Source organism: Microbacterium sp. M28, assembly GCF_025836995.1.
Classification (GTDB): Bacteria; Actinomycetota; Actinomycetes; order Actinomycetales; family Microbacteriaceae; genus Microbacterium.
Genome location: NZ_CP107546.1, coordinates 1857521 through 1873210, shown reverse-complemented (window position 1 = coordinate 1873210; position 15690 = coordinate 1857521). Strand labels below are relative to the sequence as shown.

The 15690-nt window shown below is 68.6% G+C and carries 17 protein-coding genes; 8 read left to right on the top strand and 9 right to left on the bottom strand.

Annotated features, from left to right (window positions below):
- A complete protein-coding gene (locus tag OED01_RS09255) occupies window positions 1-1044 on the top strand; it encodes a YihY/virulence factor BrkB family protein (RefSeq protein ID WP_264154990.1) in 1044 nt (347 codons plus the stop codon).
- On the opposite strand, the gene OED01_RS09250 is transcribed toward OED01_RS09255, so the two are convergent.
- Together OED01_RS09250 and OED01_RS09245 are read right to left on the bottom strand one after the other, a co-directional pair.
- On the bottom strand, window positions 1026-1709 hold the full coding sequence (locus tag OED01_RS09250; RefSeq protein WP_264154989.1) for a response regulator: 684 nt from the start codon (window positions 1707-1709) through the stop codon (window positions 1026-1028). The two genes, OED01_RS09255 and OED01_RS09250, sit on opposite strands and share 19 nt — an antisense overlap.
- Window positions 1706-3307 carry an ATP-binding protein gene (locus tag OED01_RS09245; RefSeq protein ID WP_413231576.1) on the bottom strand — a complete coding sequence of 534 codons (1602 nt, stop codon included), beginning with the start codon at window positions 3305-3307 and terminating at the stop codon, window positions 1706-1708. The genes OED01_RS09250 and OED01_RS09245 overlap by 4 nt, the downstream gene beginning before the upstream one ends.
- A gap of 150 nt (window positions 3308-3457) precedes the next feature.
- On the opposite strand from OED01_RS09245, the gene OED01_RS09240 reads away from it, so the two are divergent.
- The 3 genes from OED01_RS09240 to OED01_RS09230 are packed head-to-tail and all read left to right on the top strand — an operon-like array spanning window position 3458 to window position 6601.
- Window positions 3458-4489: a Bug family tripartite tricarboxylate transporter substrate binding protein gene (locus OED01_RS09240; RefSeq protein ID WP_264154987.1), complete on the top strand. Its 1032-nt coding sequence runs from the start codon at window positions 3458-3460 to the stop codon at window positions 4487-4489.
- Entirely contained in the window at window positions 4486-5031 is a 546-nt protein-coding gene (locus tag OED01_RS09235) for a tripartite tricarboxylate transporter TctB family protein (RefSeq protein WP_264154986.1), read from the top strand. Before OED01_RS09240 ends, OED01_RS09235 begins: the two co-directional genes overlap by 4 nt.
- Window positions 5024-6601 (top strand): tripartite tricarboxylate transporter permease, encoded by a 1578-nt coding sequence (locus OED01_RS09230; protein ID WP_264154985.1) that lies wholly within the window; start codon window positions 5024-5026, stop codon window positions 6599-6601. The genes OED01_RS09235 and OED01_RS09230 overlap by 8 nt, the downstream gene beginning before the upstream one ends.
- 12 nt (window positions 6602-6613) lie before the next feature.
- Here OED01_RS09230 and OED01_RS09225 read toward each other — a convergent pair whose 3' ends face one another.
- Window positions 6614-7150, bottom strand: coding sequence for a hypothetical protein (locus OED01_RS09225; protein WP_264154984.1), 537 nt, complete (start codon window positions 7148-7150; stop codon window positions 6614-6616).
- Between the two features lie 310 nt (window positions 7151-7460).
- On the opposite strand from OED01_RS09225, the gene OED01_RS09220 reads away from it, so the two are divergent.
- From OED01_RS09220 to OED01_RS09205, 4 genes are all read left to right on the top strand, one after another.
- Window positions 7461-8300: a coiled-coil domain-containing protein gene (locus tag OED01_RS09220; protein ID WP_264154983.1), complete on the top strand. Its 840-nt coding sequence runs from the start codon at window positions 7461-7463 to the stop codon at window positions 8298-8300.
- Window positions 8301-8437: 137 nt separating this feature from the next.
- Entirely contained in the window at window positions 8438-8602 is a 165-nt protein-coding gene (locus OED01_RS09215; RefSeq protein WP_264154982.1) for a hypothetical protein, read from the top strand.
- Window positions 8603-8673: 71 nt separating this feature from the next.
- Window positions 8674-9201: a VOC family protein gene (locus OED01_RS09210; protein ID WP_264154981.1), complete on the top strand. Its 528-nt coding sequence runs from the start codon at window positions 8674-8676 to the stop codon at window positions 9199-9201.
- A 5-nt stretch (window positions 9202-9206) separates the two neighbouring features.
- The gene (locus tag OED01_RS09205; protein WP_264154980.1) at window positions 9207-10010 is read left to right on the top strand and encodes a MerR family transcriptional regulator; all 804 of its coding nucleotides are present in this window, start codon (window positions 9207-9209) and stop codon (window positions 10008-10010) included.
- A 15-nt stretch (window positions 10011-10025) separates the two neighbouring features.
- Here OED01_RS09205 and OED01_RS09200 read toward each other — a convergent pair whose 3' ends face one another.
- From OED01_RS09200 to OED01_RS09175, 6 genes are all read right to left on the bottom strand, one after another.
- Window positions 10026-10982 (bottom strand): manganese catalase family protein, encoded by a 957-nt coding sequence (locus tag OED01_RS09200; RefSeq protein ID WP_264154979.1) that lies wholly within the window; start codon window positions 10980-10982, stop codon window positions 10026-10028.
- A 138-nt stretch (window positions 10983-11120) separates the two neighbouring features.
- The gene (locus OED01_RS09195) at window positions 11121-11927 is read right to left on the bottom strand and encodes an SDR family NAD(P)-dependent oxidoreductase (RefSeq protein WP_264154978.1); all 807 of its coding nucleotides are present in this window, start codon (window positions 11925-11927) and stop codon (window positions 11121-11123) included.
- A gap of 72 nt (window positions 11928-11999) precedes the next feature.
- Window positions 12000-12659 (bottom strand): LuxR C-terminal-related transcriptional regulator, encoded by a 660-nt coding sequence (locus tag OED01_RS09190; RefSeq protein ID WP_264154977.1) that lies wholly within the window; start codon window positions 12657-12659, stop codon window positions 12000-12002.
- Window positions 12650-13792 carry a sensor histidine kinase gene (locus OED01_RS09185; RefSeq protein WP_264154976.1) on the bottom strand — a complete coding sequence of 381 codons (1143 nt, stop codon included), beginning with the start codon at window positions 13790-13792 and terminating at the stop codon, window positions 12650-12652. The genes OED01_RS09190 and OED01_RS09185 overlap by 10 nt, the downstream gene beginning before the upstream one ends.
- On the bottom strand, window positions 13789-14427 hold the full coding sequence (locus tag OED01_RS09180; RefSeq protein ID WP_264154975.1) for a DedA family protein: 639 nt from the start codon (window positions 14425-14427) through the stop codon (window positions 13789-13791). Before OED01_RS09180 ends, OED01_RS09185 begins: the two co-directional genes overlap by 4 nt.
- Before the next feature lie 131 nt (window positions 14428-14558).
- A complete protein-coding gene (locus OED01_RS09175; RefSeq protein ID WP_264154974.1) occupies window positions 14559-15557 on the bottom strand; it encodes a LacI family DNA-binding transcriptional regulator in 999 nt (332 codons plus the stop codon).
- Between the last annotated feature and the right edge of the window lie 133 nt (window positions 15558-15690).

Here is a 15690-nt window from a genome sequence, read left to right as displayed (position 1 = left end):
ATGGCATCGCGTTCTCGGGGCGAGAGATTCGCCTCGCCGCCCCCTTGGCGCCTCGGCCGCGAGGCCTGGGCGCTGGCCGGGCGTCGGGCGATCCGCAAGTTCGGAACCGATCGGTGCCCGGACGGTGCGGCGGCGCTGACGTTCTACGCGGTGCTCGCGGCGGTGCCCGCCGCCATCGCCGTCATCTCGACGATCGGGCTGCTCGGTCGCGACGGTTCGCGGTTGGAGAACCTGATGCGCGCAGCGGACGCCATGCTGCCCGAGGGCACCGCGGCCGCGTCGCGGCAGTTGCTGCCCGAGCTCGCCGAGGCGACGGCAACCGGCTGGGTGCTCGTGTTCGCCCTCGCCGTCACCGTCTGGTCGGCCGGGCGGTACGTGACATCGTTCAGCCGTGCCGTGAACGGCATCTACGGAGTCGAGGAGGGACGCCCGTTCTGGAAGTCGAAGCCCGCGCACCTCCTGCTCACCACCGTCATGATCGTGCTGGTCGCGATCGCCGTGCTGATCGCGGTGACGGGTCAGCGCGTCTCGCGCGGCATCGGAGAGGTGTGGGGCGTCGGGGAAGCGGGCCTGCTCGTGTGGTCCATCGTGCGCTGGCCCGCGCTGGTCGTGGTCACGGTCCTGCTGATCGCGATCCTGTACTACTTCGCGCCCAATGTGGCGCCGCGGAGTTTCCGGTGGATGAGTCTGGGCGCGGCTGCGGCGCTCATCGTCTTCGGCATCGCGTCGGCCGGCTTCGGCTTCTATCTAACATCCATCACGGACTACGAACGGCTCTACGGCCCGTTCGCCGGCATCCTCATCTTCCTGCTGTGGCTGTGGATCGCGAACATGGCGCTGCTGCTGGGCGTCGAGATCGATGTGGAGCTGGAGCGCGTACGCGAACTGCGCGCCGGCGTGCCTGCGGAGCGGCAGGTGCAGGTCGAGCTGCGCGACACCCGCGCCATCGCAGCCGCGGTTCGCCGGGACGGGCATGAGGAGCGCAGCGCGGCACGGATTCGGCGGCGGCGTGGCGACGACGACGCTCACGCGAGCGAGCGATAGCGCAGCTCCGGCCGCCCGACGCTGCCGTAGGTCGGGCTGCTCTCGGCGATCCCGGACTCCACCAGCCGCTCCAGATACCGCCGGGCGCTCACTCGGGACATGCCGAGGGCGTCGGCGACCTCCGTCGCCGACATCGGCGCCTTCTGCCCATCCAGAGCTGAGGCGACGCGCTGCAGCGTCGCGGGGGAGACGCCCTTGCGCTGCGCGGCGATCGTCACCGCGTCATGACGCATCAGGGCGTCCACCGTCACCTGGTCCAGTTCGCCGGTCCCGGTGAGCTCGGCATCCCGTGCGATCACGCGCCAGATGTCATCCAGCCGCTCGTGGAGGGTCTGCATCGGGAACGGCTTCACCACGTAGTGGTGAACACCGTGCGCTCTGGCCCGGCGAACCGTCTCGAGGTCTCGAGCCGCGGTGACCGCGATGACCTCGACGTGCGCACCCGCGGCTCGGGCCCGGCGGAGCACCTCGATTCCGGACATATCAGGGAGGTAGACGTCCAGCAGCATCACCTGCGGCTCCAGTTCGTGGACGGCGCGCAGCGCGTCCGCACCGGTCGATGCGACGCCGACGACCTCGAAGCGCGGATGCCGCTCGACGAAGCCGCGTGTCACATGCGCGACCGCGAAGTCATCCTCGACGATCAGCGTGCGCAGCCGTGTCATCGTGCCGCTCCCGCGTGCTGCACGGCCGGTAGGCGCACCGCGAAGCGCGCCCCGCCCGTCACGGACGGTCCGAGATCGATGGATCCGCCCCGGCGCTCGACGATGCGCGCGACGATCGTCAGACCGTAGCCGCGCTGCCGATCGCCCGGTTTGGTGGAGAAACCGAGACGGAACACGTCACCGCGTCGCTCGATCGGCACACCGGGACCGTCATCCTCGACCACGATGCGGATGTCGCGGCCCTGCTCCTGCGTGAGCGCGATGCTCACATGCCCGCCCTGCCCCGCGGCATCCAGAGCGTTGTCCAGGAGGTTCCCGACCACGATGCTCAGATCGTCGCCGCCGCAGTACGCCGGCAGTCGGGAGTCGTCAGTCACCGTCAGCACGATGCCCAGCTCGCGTGCGCGGGCGCGCTTGGCGAGTAGGATCGCCGCGAGCTCGATGTCCTGCACGCCGGTGGGTGCGTCCAGACGATTGAGGGCACCGCCGTCACCGGCCCGCTCGACCACGCGACGAGCGGCCTCGACCTCGCCCAGCTCGATGAGCCCGCCGATCGTGTGGAGAGTGTTCGAGAACTCGTGCTGCTGAGCGCGCAGCCCCTCGGTGAGGCTCTGCGCGCCGGCGAGCTCGCGCAGCGCGTGGTCGATCTCGGTCCGATCCATGAGCGTGACCACGGTTCCCACGCGCTGTCCCTTGACCTGCACGGAGGCGGCACGGGCCAGCAGAACGCGTTCACCCGACAGCACCAGCCGTTGCGCCGGGTCGTCGTCGGCATCCGCTTCGGCGATGACCTGCGTCAGATCGTCCAGCAGCTCTGATGCCGCGCGCCCGGTCGCGTCGGCGGGTGATGACAGTCCCAGCAGACGCGCGGCCGAGTCGTTGCACAGCGAGACGCGTCCTTCCTCGTCGAGGGCGAGCATGCCCTCCCGGATACCGTGCAGAGTGGCCTCGCGCGTCTCGAGAAGGCCGCGGATCTCTTCGGGCTCCAACCCGAAGATGCGCCGACGCACGATGCGCGCGACGCCGGTCGCGGCGATGACTCCGACCACGGTCGCGGCGCCGAGAGCCAGCAGGAAGCCGGTGATGTCGCCCAGGAAGTCCGCGCGCAGATCCGACTCCAGGATGCCGACCGAGACCTGACCGATGACCTCTCCGTCCTCGTCGAACACGGGCACCTTCACGCGCCAGGACTCGCCGAGGGTGCCGGTCTGCGTGCCGGTGTACATCTCGCCCGACAGGGCGACGCTCGGGTCGGTCGACACCGGCTCGCCGATGCGATCGGGATTCGGATGCGAGAAGCGGATGCCTTCGCCATCGGTGACGACCACGTACGCGACGTTCGACGAGTCCCTGATCAGTTCGGCGATCGGCTGGATCACGGCCGCCGGGTCCTCGTCGTCGAACGCGTCGACGACTGTCGGCAGCTGCGCGACCGACTGCGCCACGGCGATCATGCGCTCCTGGGACGCCTCGCGGATCTGACGCTCCTGCATGAGCATCGCTGCGAGGCCGACCGTCAGGACGATCGCGAGCACGATGACGACCTGCAGCAGCACCAGCTGCGTGCGGAGCGTCATCGCCTTCACCACAGCTCCCATGCTATGCGTGCGCAGACGGAGCGACCGCATGACCGAAATGACCACAATCGCTCGTTACGAACACAACCCGTGCTCGGATGACGCGCGGATCTAGGTTGGCCGGACACGCACCCGGCGCCGTCGCCGGGTTGAGGACTCGAGGAGGAGTTCATGACACAGCACACCCGCATCCGCACCCGATTCGTCTGGGGCGCCGCCATCGGCGTCGCAGCGCTCAGCCTCGCGGCCTGCTCCGGCGAGACCCCCTCCGGCGGCGACGGAGGAGGCGGCGGCGACGCCGTCACGATCGACAGCGTCGCGGTGATCGCGCCGGCCGACCCGGGTGGCGGCTGGGACCAGACCGCGCGTGCGTTCGCCCAGTCGCTCACGGCCGACAAGCTCGTCTCGTCCGCCCCGGTGAGCAACATCGGCGGTGCCGGCGGAACGGTCGGCCTCGCGTCGCTCGCCACCGAGACCGACCCGAACACGCTGATGATCACCGGAAGCGTCATGGTCGGAGCCGTCGAGACCAACGCCTCGGACGTGCGCATCGAGGACACCACGCCGATCGCCAAGCTCACCGAGGAGCCGCTCGTCGTGGTCGTCCCCAAGGACAGCCCGTACGACACGATCGAGGACTTCGTGGATGCCTGGGTCGACGAAGGCGCCGACATGGCCGTCACCGGTGGCTCGGCGGGAGGGATCGACCACATCCTGGCCGGACAGCTGCTCACGGAGGCGGGCGTCGAGGCCGCCGATGTCCCCACCACTCTCAACTACATCGCCAACTCCGGTGGCGGCGAGGCGCTCACCCTGCTGCTGGGCGGTCAGGTGCAGGCGGGGATCTCGGGTGTCGGCGAGTTCGCCCAGCAGGTCGAGGCGGGAGAGCTCAAGGCGTTGGCCGTGTCATCCGACGAGCCCGCCGCACTCCTGCCCGATGTGCCCACCCTGACGGACGAGGGCATCGACATCGTGGTCACGAACTGGCGCGGCCTCATCGCGCCGGGGGACATCTCCGATGAGGAGAAGGCGGCGCTTGAGGAACTCGTCACGACGACGCACGACGGGGATGCCTGGGCAGAGGTGCTGGAGACCAACGGCTGGACCGACGCTTTCCTGGTGGGGGAGGAGTTCTCCTCGTTCCTCGATGAGGACATCACCACCACGCAGGAGACGCTCAAGACCATCGGGCTCATCGAATGACCGAGCCCCTCACGACGGGGGCGCAGACGGTCGTCGGCGCTGCCCGCTCCCGACGGATCGGGGAACTCGTCTTCCTCGCGGTGATCGCGGCGTTCTCGGTCGTGGTCCTCGTGATGACGGGTTTCATCCGCGAGCCGATGGGGTCGTCGAACGTCCTCGGTGCGCGCGTCGTCCCGTATGCGGTGACCGGGCTGATGCTGCTCGCCTCGCTGGGTGCGATCATCGCCGTGCTGCGGGGCGACGTCGGTCAGCCGGATGAGGCGGAGGACATCGACGAGGAAGCCCGCACCTCGTGGAAGACGGTGCTGCTGCTGGTGGTCTCGTTCGCCTCGCTGATGGTCGTGATCCCCCTGCTCGGCTGGCCGGCGGCGGTGACGGTGCTCTTCACCGGTGCGGCGCTGGCCCTGGGGGCCGCGCGCTGGTGGATGGCGCTGATCATCGGTGCGAGCCTCGGCATCCTCACGCAGCTGCTGTTCGGCACCCTGCTGGGGCTGTCGCTTCCGCCGTTCGGCACCGTTCTGCCGGGGGTGTTCGGTGGATAGCTGGCAGCTTCTCATGGAGGGCTTCGCGACGGCCCTGCAACCTCAGTACCTGCTCTTCGCGTTCATCGGGGTGCTGCTGGGGACGGCGATCGGTGTCCTGCCCGGTATCGGGCCGGCGATGACCGTTGCGCTCCTGCTGCCCCTGACGTACACGCTGGACGTCACCAGTGCGATCATCATGTTCGCCGGCATCTACTACGGGGGCATGTACGGCGGATCGACCACATCGATACTGCTGAACACCCCGGGGGAGTCGGCCTCCATCGTCACCGCGATGGAGGGCAACAAGATGGCCAGGATGGGCCGCGCGACCGCCGCCCTGGCGACCGCCGCGATCGGCTCGTTCATCGCGGGGACGATCGCCACGGCACTGCTCACGCTGTTCGCACCGTTCATCGCGGACTTCGCGGTCACGCTGGGCCCGGCTGACTACTTCGCGCTCATGATCGTGGCGTTCCTCACCGTCGGCGCCCTGCTTGGTTCGAGCCCCGTCCGCGGCATCGTGTCGCTGTCGATCGGGCTGTTCCTGGGACTCGTCGGCACCGACACGCTGACCGGCCAGGCGCGGTTCACCTTCGGCATCCCGAACCTCGGCGACGGCATCGACGTCGTCATCATCGCGGTGGGCCTGTTCGCCGTCGGCGAGGCACTGTACGTGGGGTCGCGGCTGCGGCACGGGACCCTGCCGATCATCCCGGTGTCGGGGAGCTGGCGGACGTGGATGTCGAAGTCCGACTGGAAGCGGTCGTGGAAGCCCTGGCTGCGCGGCACGGCGATCGGGTTCCCGATCGGATCGATCCCGGCGGGCGGAGCGGACGTCGCGACCTTCCTGTCCTATGCGACCGAGAAGCGGCTGGCGAAGGATCCGTATCGCAGACAGTTCGGCAAGGGCGCGATCGAGGGCGTGGCAGGTCCGGAGGCGGCGAACAACGCCGCGGCCGCCGGCGTGCTCGTACCTTTGCTGACCCTCGGGCTGCCGACCACGGCGACCGCCGCGATCATCATCTCGGCCTTCCAGACCTATGGGATCCGTCCCGGTCCGCTGCTGTTCGACAGCCAGCCCGCACTGGTGTGGGCACTGATCGCGAGCCTGTACATCGGCAACGTCGTGCTGATCATCCTGAACCTGCCCCTGGTGGGCATGTGGGCGAAGCTGCTGCGCATCCCGCGGCCGTACCTGTACTCGGGAATCCTGGTGTTCGCAGGGCTCGGAGCCTACGCCGCGAACTTCACGGTCTTCGACATCGGTGTGCTGCTGCTGCTCGGTGTCATCGGATTCTTCATGCGCCGGCACGGGTACCCGGTGTCGCCCATGGTCGTCGGCGCGATCCTCGGCCCGATGGCGGAGGAGCAGCTGCGCAAGGCGATGGCCATCAGCCAAGGCGACCCGCTGTACCTGGTCCAGAGCCCTGGTTCGATCGTCATCTACTCGGTCATGATCGTGCTGATCGTGCTCGGGCTATGGCTCAAGCGCCGTCAGGCGCGCTTCGAAGCGGCACTCCCGGACATCGACACGGCGACCATCCGAACTGTGGATGCCGAGATCGCGGAGCAGCTGCGGGAGAGGTGATGCCGAGCCGGGTCAGTGCACGAGTGCCTTCAGGACCACGAAGACGATGCCGAAGCAGGCGGTGCCGATCGCGCCGACGATGCGCACGATCAGCGAACTGCCGCGACGCAGAAAGGCGATGTAGCCGAGCAGCGCGAGGATGACGGTCCCCGACCATAGCGCGAGATCATTCGCGAAGTCGTCGGGGATCACCCGCGTCACGCCGGCGAGCAGGATCGCTCCCGGCACAGCGGCGGAACTCAGCATCCCGAACGAGTGACCGAGCGAGCTGCGCAAGGCGGTGCCCACCCCGATCACGTGACCTGACTCATCTTCGTCCCCGACGCGGGCGACCGTGCCCGCATAGACGTGCGCCGACCAGAACACCACCACCGTGATGCCGACCGTGAGGAGGACGACCGCTGAGGTCTCGCCGTGCGCGGAGGAGACCGCGATCAATCCACTCATGAGGATCGTGCCGTACACGGCCGCCTCGGTTCCGAACCCCGGTCGGAGGACCCGGTGGATCTTGAGCAGGCCGTGTTCGCGCTGAGGAGGAGACGACGACATGCCGTCAGTTTAGAGCGATCCGCACGAACGCTTCCGGCGTGACCCGTCCTCCGTGCAGAGCATGGGCCAGCAGCGCGCCTCCGGCACCCAGGACGCGTGGGATGCCGTGACCAATCCGGATCGCATCGCGCGTTGGTTCCTCCGGGTCGCGGGGGATTTCCGCGTCGGTGGACGCTACCAGCTCGAGTGCGACGCCGGCGCGGAGATCCTCGAGTGCTGCCCGGGCTCATGCAGGCATCCTCGCAGGTGCACCACCGGCGGGCGGGCGCGCTGAGCACCGGCCGGCAGCAGGCGGGAGCAGAATGGACAGATGACCGCAACGCTCGAGGAGATCGCCGCGGAGCTGTACGCTCTTCCGCTCGAAGAGTTCACCGAGGCTCGCAACGAGCGGGTCAAGACGGTCGCCGACCGCGATCTGGCCGCAGCGGTCATGAGGCTGCGCAAGCCCCTCGCGCCGGCGTGGATCGTGAACCTGTTCGCACGCGAGCGACCCGATCAGCTCGCGCAGGCGCTGGAGCTGGGGGAGTCCCTCCGGGAGGCGCAGGAGGAGCTGGACGCGAAGACGTTGACGGCGCTCACCCGCCAGCGGCGCACGCTGGTGAGAGAACTCGCCCGAGCGGCGACCGACCTGGCCGAGCACGCCGGCGCGCGCGTGACCGCGGCGACGACCGAGGCGGTCGAGCAGACGCTCAATGCCGCGATGCTGGACGCCGGAGCGGCCGATGCCGTGGCGTCAGGGCGGCTCATCCGTCCGCTGGAACCATCCGGTGGCGACACGATCGACGTGTCGGACGCTGTGGCCGGCGTCCTGGCGTCGCGTCCGGTGCGGGAGACGCCGCCCGACGAGCTCTCGCAGCGGCGGGCGCGCAAGGATGCCGAGAAGGCTGTGCGGTCTGCGGAGCAGCAGGTCGAGCGTGCGGAACGGGAGCTGCGGGATGCGGAGCGCGAGTACGAGGCGGCGTCGACACGCCTGGACGGGCTTCGACAGCGCGAGGTCGAGCTCGAGGCGGAGCTCGAGCGGGCGCGTGGTGAGGTCGAGCAGGCGGCGGAGGCGCTCGCGGGTAGGGAGAAGCGCCGCGACCGGGCGCGTCACGAGCTGAACCCCGCGCGGCAGGCGCTCGACCAAGCGCGCGCGACGCTCGAGAAGTGACTCGGCGGAACCGGAGCATGGTGCCGCCCGGCCACGGTTGTCAAGGACCCCGCCGATCCTTCGGAACGTCGCTACCGTCGACGGCACGCGCGCACCGACCGTGCGCAGCGCCTGCCGAAAGAGGACGGAGAACCGCCATGGACACGGACCGCAACGACATCAGCACCGAACCATCCCCCGGGCCGGAGGAGCACGACAACCTCGGTGCCGAGGATGGCAAGGGAACGCCTCCGACGGTGCCGCCCACCGATCGCTCGGACTCCGATGAGGCCGAGGAGCCGGAGGTCGACGCTGCCGAGTGAGACGCTCGTCGCGCAGAGGCGGGGCGCATCGGGTTGACCCTCACGCGACGTGAGGCGCGAGGGTTTCTGTCATGACAGATCACTTCAATGCGTTCGAGATGAGCCCGGTGCCCGACGGTCCGGATGCGGTCGCGCCGGGGCCGTTCCTGGGCGTCTACGCGATGCCGATGTTCGTGAGGGTCGCGACGAAGGACATGGCTGCGTCGACCGAGTTCTGGGTCCGCGGGCTCGGGTTCGTGGACTTCTTCAGCATCCCGGGCCAGATCGTGCACCTGCGACGGTGGGCGTTCCAGGACGTCCTGCTCGTGCCGGCGGACGACGATCCGACGACACCTGCGCCGTCGACCGTGCAGATCTTCGTCTCGTGCGCGCTCGGCGAGATCGAGTCCGTCGCGGCCGCCTGCGCGGAGCTGGCACCCGGATCCGTGACGGGACCGTATGACACGGCGTGGCGGACGCGCGACATCGCGGTCGTCACTCCGGAGGGCACGCACGTCACCTTCACCGCGGCGACGCCGTTCGTACCGGACAGCGAGGTGGGACGGGATCTCGCATCGGTCGGAATCGTCGCGCCGGAGTCCGGTCGGGGTGGACAATGACTTCGATGATCGACGACGAGCTGGATGAGGATGCGACGGTCGGTGTGGCAGCGGACCTCCTCGGGCTGACCGTGCGCACTCTGCACCACTGGGACGAGATCGGTCTCGCGTCGCCATCCCGGCGGACGTCGGCGGGCTACCGCCTGTACACGTGGGACGATCTCGAGAGACTGAGCCGGGTCGTGTCCTACCGGGAAGCGGGCCTCACCCTCGACGCGATCCGCGAGGTGCTCGACGACGCGACCTCGGACATCGGGCAGACGCTGCGCGCGCAGCGCGCTCAACTGACCGAGCGGATCCATGATCTGCAGCAGCTCGATGAGCGACTCGAGCGCATGACGGAGGCGCACGAGCGCGGCATCCTGTTGAGCGATGACGAGCAGCGCGAGCTCTTCGGCGAGCAGTGGAATCCTCAGCGGTCGCGCGCGGCACGTTTCGCGTGGGGCGGCTCGAGGCAGTGGGCGCAGTTCGCGGAGCGCTCGGCATCGCGGTCGCCGGGGCAGTGGCGCGTGCTGTCCGAGGCCATGGCCGCCCTCCAGGACGACCTGGCCGACGCGGTGAGACGCGCCGTCGAACCGGGAAGTGCCGAGGCCGATGGGCTCGTCGAACGGCATCGGGAGCTGTTCTCGAACTTCTTCCCGCTGACGCGACAGATGCAGGTGTGTCTGGGGCGGATGTTCGAGGCGGATCCTGGGTTCTCGGCGTACTACGACGGGATCGGCGACGGGCTGGCGACATGGTTCCGTCGGAGCATCGACGAATCCGCGCGCCATCACGGCATCGACCCGGACGCGGCAGCCTGGGAATAGCCGTTCGGATCGACGTCACCGGCTCTTCATGCGTCCGAAGGTCGCGTCGATGTCGGCCATCTCCATCGCGGCCGTCGCCTCGATCAGCGCGCGCAGTTCGGCATCCGCGCCCGGTGAGAACTCCTCGAGGCGCTCCGGGGCGATCGTCATCGGTGACCCCACCGGGGCCTGCTCGCTCGCATCCAGCTCGGTTCCGTCGCCCGAGGGCGAGGCGCCCTGGAAGATCTTGCCCGCCTCGGACTGCGCGGTGAGGTCGAACGAGTACTGCTTGCTCTGAAGTCCCAGATCGAGGAGTCGCTTGACTTCGGGGAACTGCTCGGCATTGGTCTTAGGGATCGGCAGCGACGTGCGCCAGTTCACTCCGAGGGTTTCCAGCGCCTTCGCGTAGGCGTTCTCGTGCGCCTGATCTCGGACGATCAGGTACGAGATCGTGCTGCGCGCCGTCTTGTTGTCCGTCATCTCGTACAGCCGGCATTTCTGCAGTCGTCCGGTGGATTCGAGCATCAGGTTGTAGAGCAGATCGAGCACGAGGTTGCCCGAGTTGTACACGTAACTGCCCATCCACGGGTTTCCGGCGGCGTCCACCGGGAGGGCGCCCTGAGCGCCGACGAGATAGTGGTGGATGTTGCTCGTGTCCACCGCGATGCGCAACGGCGTCGCGCCGCCCGCCCCTGGCTCGTCGACCGGATCGGTCGGCTTGCCCTGATACTGCGGCGAGCCGTCGAGCAGACGCGAGATCGTCGTGCCGATCAGTTCGACGTGACTGATCTCCTCCGTGCCGATGCCCTGGATCAGGTCCTTGTACGGCTTGCCCGCTGGCCCTCGGAAGTTGATGCTCTGGAAGAGATACTGCATCATCGTGCGCATCTCGCCGAACTGTCCGCCCAGCCCCTCCTGGAGCGCGTTCGCCGCTGCCGGGTCCGGCTCGTCCTGTGCGATCTCGTTGATGAATTCCTGTACGTGGAAGTACATGCGTCGCCTCCGTCGGTTGTTCGAGAATGTGCGCCCAGCGTGCGCGTGAGTGCGACATCCCTGCAGGCCCTCGACGAAGCGGCTGCGGCGCCGTACCATTGCGCCTTCATGCGGCATCCGGTGTCAGACGGGTGAGTCTCAGTCGTAGGAGGTCCAGGGGTCGGCGCGGACCCGCTCGTCGACGGCGGTTGCGTCGTCTCCGATGACGACGCGCCAGTCGCCGCGCTCGATCGCGCCCAGGATGACTTCGGCGGCCGATGTGCTCGAGGCCGGCTCGTAGTCCGCGAACAGCGAGCCGAGCGCGCGGCGCCAGCTGCGCGGGGGAGCGGGCATCGCTGTGCGCACGTGACCGGGGAGCACGAGGACGGCGGAGAGATGCCGGGCGTTGCGCTGGAAGTCGACCAGGAGCGACTCCGTAAAGCCTCGTACGGCGAACTTCGCGGTCGAGTATGCCGAGTGCGGGGTCTTCGTCCCGAGGGCGGCCCAGAGCGCATTCACGGATGCCGTGTTGATGACGGCGCCCTGATCGGCCGACATCAGCATCGGCAGGAACTCCCTGGTGCAGTTGTATGTGCCGTTCCAGGACACCGCGAACGCGCGCTCCCACTCCTCCTCCGGCGAGGTCACGAACGACATCCCGCCGACGGCGCCGGCGTTGTTGAACAGGAGGTGCAGGACGTCCGTGTCGTGAGTACGGGCGACCTCGCGCCGCAGCCGCCGTACCGCGTCACGATCGGCGACGTCGCAGACGTGGCTGCTGACGACGACGGCGGGATCGAACTGCTGGGCCTCGTGCACCGCGGCATCCAGCGCCGTGGCGTTCACATCGACCGCGGCGACGTGGACGCCCCTGCGCACCAGTTCGAGCATCAGCGCTCGTCCGATACCCGATGCAGCGCCGGTGATGACTGCGCGGCGGCCGGAGAAGTCGTCGAAGGGCGGCATGCGGCTCACGTTAGCCGGTGAGGGCGAAGGGCGGCAGGGGGAAGCGGACGACGTCTCGAGAGATGCGCGTGCTCAGGAGCCCCCGCCCGTGTCGTCCAGGTAGGCGAGGGCGGCGAGAACACGTCGGTTGTAGCCGTTGCCCGGGGCGATCTCGAGCTTCGTGAAGATGGTGTTGATGTGCTTCTCTATGCCGCTGAGGCTGATGAAGAGCCGTTCGGCGATCCTGGCGTTGCTCTGGCCCTGGGCGATGAGTTCGAGCACGGATCGTTCGCGGTCCGTGAGTGTCGAGAGGCGCGCGTCGGGTGCGGAGCGTGCGGCGATGAGCTGCCGGATCACTTCGGGATCGAAGGCGGTACCGCCGTCGGCGACGCGTTGGATCGCGTCGAGGAAGCCCGAGATGTCGGAGACGCGATCCTTGAGCAGGTATCCGACCCCGCCGCGTCCGTCGAGCAGTTCGCGCGCATGTCGCCGCTCCACGTGCTGGGAGAGCACCAGGACGGCGATGCTCGGGTAGGTCTCGCGTATCTCGAGGGCGGCGCGGATGCCTTCGTCGATGTAGTCCGGCGGCATCCGGACGTCGACGATCACGAGATCCGGCACAGTGACGGCGAGCGCGGCCAGAAGGTCTTCGGCCGTTCCGACCGCAGCGGTGATCGTGTGGCCCTCGGCGCCGACGAGCTGGGCGATGCCCTCGCGCAGCAACGTGGAGTCCTCGGCCAGCGCTATCCGCACGGGATCACCGCCTCGATCCTCGTCGGGCCTCCCACGGGACTGTCGACGAGCAGTCGACCTCCCTGTGCTGCGACGCGCGAGGAGATGCCCGACAATCCAGGGCCGCTCGGGTCCGCCCCGCCGACGCCGTCGTCGATGATGGTGATGACGAGCCGCCGGTCGTCGATTCCGGAGCGGATGTCGACCCGGGATGCACCGGCATGCTTCACCACGTTCGTCACGGACTCGCTGGCCACGAAGTACGCAGCGGTCTCCGCCGCACGATCCGGGATGCGGTCGTGGTCCACCTCGAGCAGCACCGGGATGGAGGTGCGGTCGCGGAGGGCTTCGAGCGCGGCGGCGAGTCCGTCCCGGGTGAGCATGGCGGGGTAGGTGCGCCAGGCGACGTCCCGGAGATCGTCGAGGACGTGCTGCACCTCTTCTCGGGCCCGGCACTGGAGCTCGATCCGCTCGTCCGGATCGGGAGCGCGCTCGGCCCGCGCCAGCAGGATGGACAGCGCCACCACGCGCTGCTGGACGCCGTCGTGGATGTCTCGCTCGATGCGCCGTCGTTCGGCGTCGACGGCGGCGACGACCTCGTCGAGCGTCGCGCTCAGTCGGGTCACCTCCTGCGCGAGCTCGTCGGCACCGGGGCGGGTGAAGGTCTTCCACGTCTGCCGTTCGAGCCAGGCGATGCCGGCGATCCCGGACACGGCGAGGAAGAGCAGGACGAGGCCGGGGAGCGCGAAGATCGCGACGGTCGACCAGGTCACCCGTCCAGGCTCCGCGTCGAACGCGTCGACGGGGCCGCCCGTGATCGCCGCGATCGTGATCTGCGTCGTGACCACGACACCGAGCACGATGAGCGCGACGATGCAGGCCGTGAGGATTCCGAGGAGCGCCGAGATGGCGAGCAACCCGAACCGGCGTCCTCCCCGGGGCAGCTCGGTGCGCGCTTCGCCGTCGATCCAGGTGAGGCGCCGCCCGATCCAGCCGGTCACAGTTCCCGCGGGCTCGATCGGCAGCACGGCCAGCGCCACGAGGAGCACCGGCACGAACACGATGCCGGCGACCGTGCCGACCGCGGTGCGAGCGACCCGAGCCACCGGCGCCCGCTCGCGAAGGCCGGTCGCGGCAGCCGAGGGGGACGTCATGACACCATTGTGCCTCGCGCGCGCTGTCGCAGCCGGAGTACGACGAAGGCCGCCAGTGCGGCGACGACGGCGACCACGACGACGAGTTGAAACACGTCCGCGTAGCGCTCGACGCTCGACCAGTTCTCGCCCAGGAAGTACCCGGCGAACACGAACACACAGTTCCAGATCCCGCTGCCCGCTGTGGTCAGCACGGCGAATCGGAGCAGCGGCATCCGCTCGATCCCGGCCGGGATCGAGATGAGACTGCGCACGATCGGGATCATGCGACCGAAGAACACGGCCTTCTCGCCGTGCCGGGCGAACCACGCCTCGGCACGGTCGACATCCGACACCTTCATGAGCGGCACCCGCGCCACGATGCGGCGCAGACGATCCGCTCCCAGCCAAGCGCCGAGACCGTAGAGAGCGAGTGCGCCGACGAGCGAGCCGAGCGTCGTCCACACCAGCACTTCCCAGAGCGCGAAGGTGCCGCGGCTGGCGGTGAAGCCGGCCAGAGGCAGAATGATCTCGCTCGGGATCGGCGGGAAGAGGTTCTCGATCGCGACGGCGACGCCTGCGCCGACGCTGCCCAGCGCCTCCATGAGGGAGATCGCCCACTGCGCGAACAGGTTGAGGTTCTCGGATTCGTCCATGCTCACCACGCTAGGAACCGATGCGCGGCACGTCACTGCGGGAAGCCCTCCTCACGGGTGCGGAAAACCCCACCATGGAGATCGCGGCCGCCGTCGGCGGGCCCTCCGGCGGCTCGAGGCCTGATCCGTGCTCAGGTGGATTGCCTGGGAACAAGAAAGCAGTCGACGGTGCGGATGCCGCCGGAGAGGCTTTCGCCCTGGATCATCCGGGTGAGCAGGTCGGCCGCCTTTCGGCCGACCTCTCGCAGATTCAGGTCGACCGACGTGATGCTCGGGCGCGCTGCATCCGTGATCACTCTCCAGTTGTCGACGCCGACGACGCCCACTTCGCTCGGTACGCCGACGCCGTTGTCGCGGAAGCAGTCGATGACGCCACGAGCGATCTGGTCGCTCGCGCAGAACACGCCGTCGACGCCGGTGCCCAGCAGTCGCGTCGCGGCCTCGTAACCCCACCGCTCGCTCCACTCTCCGTAGAGCGCATCGCCGCCGGACAGGGTCGCTCCCGCAGCGACGATTGCTCGCCGTGCGGCATCGACGCGGTGCGCGGCCGCGGTGTGGCGACGCGCGCCGGCGATGACCGCGATGGAGCGACGGCCGGTGCCGATGAGATGGTCGATCGCGCGGACGGCGCCGCCCTCGTCGTCAGGGACGACGGACACATCGCGCGTGTCGTTCGAGGGGGAGAGCGCATACACTGCGGGAACTCTCAGCAGGTCTGAGATCGACCCTCGCGGATCGCTCGATCGGCCGGTGACGACGATGCCGTCGACCCGCTGATTGAGGAATGTGGTGATGTAGTGCTGCTCGCGGATCGCGTCGCCGCGACTCTCGGCCAGGAGCATCGACATCTCGCCCGGTCCGAACGTGTCCTCCGCGCCCGTGAGGATCGGGATCGTGAATCTTCCATATTCATCCGTCGAGAGCACACCGATCAGATACGAACGGCCGGGATGTGAGGCGGGCGCCTTGATGCGCGCGTTCAACCCCAGCTCGGCTGCGGCTGCAGCCACGCGTTGGCGGGTGCCCTCCGCGATCTGTCCGCGCCCGTTGAGCACTTTCGACACGGTGCCGACGGACACACCGGTCCGTTCAGCGACATCCGCCAAGGTCACCTCTCGTCGCATCACCATGGGTTTCCCCCTCGTGGTAATGCGACGTTCAACACGTCTTCCATAAAGCAAACTTTGCCGCACTCATTCCGGTTTGTCGAGTCTTGACACGCTGATTACCAGCGGATATCGTCGGCAACTGCAGCAAAGATTG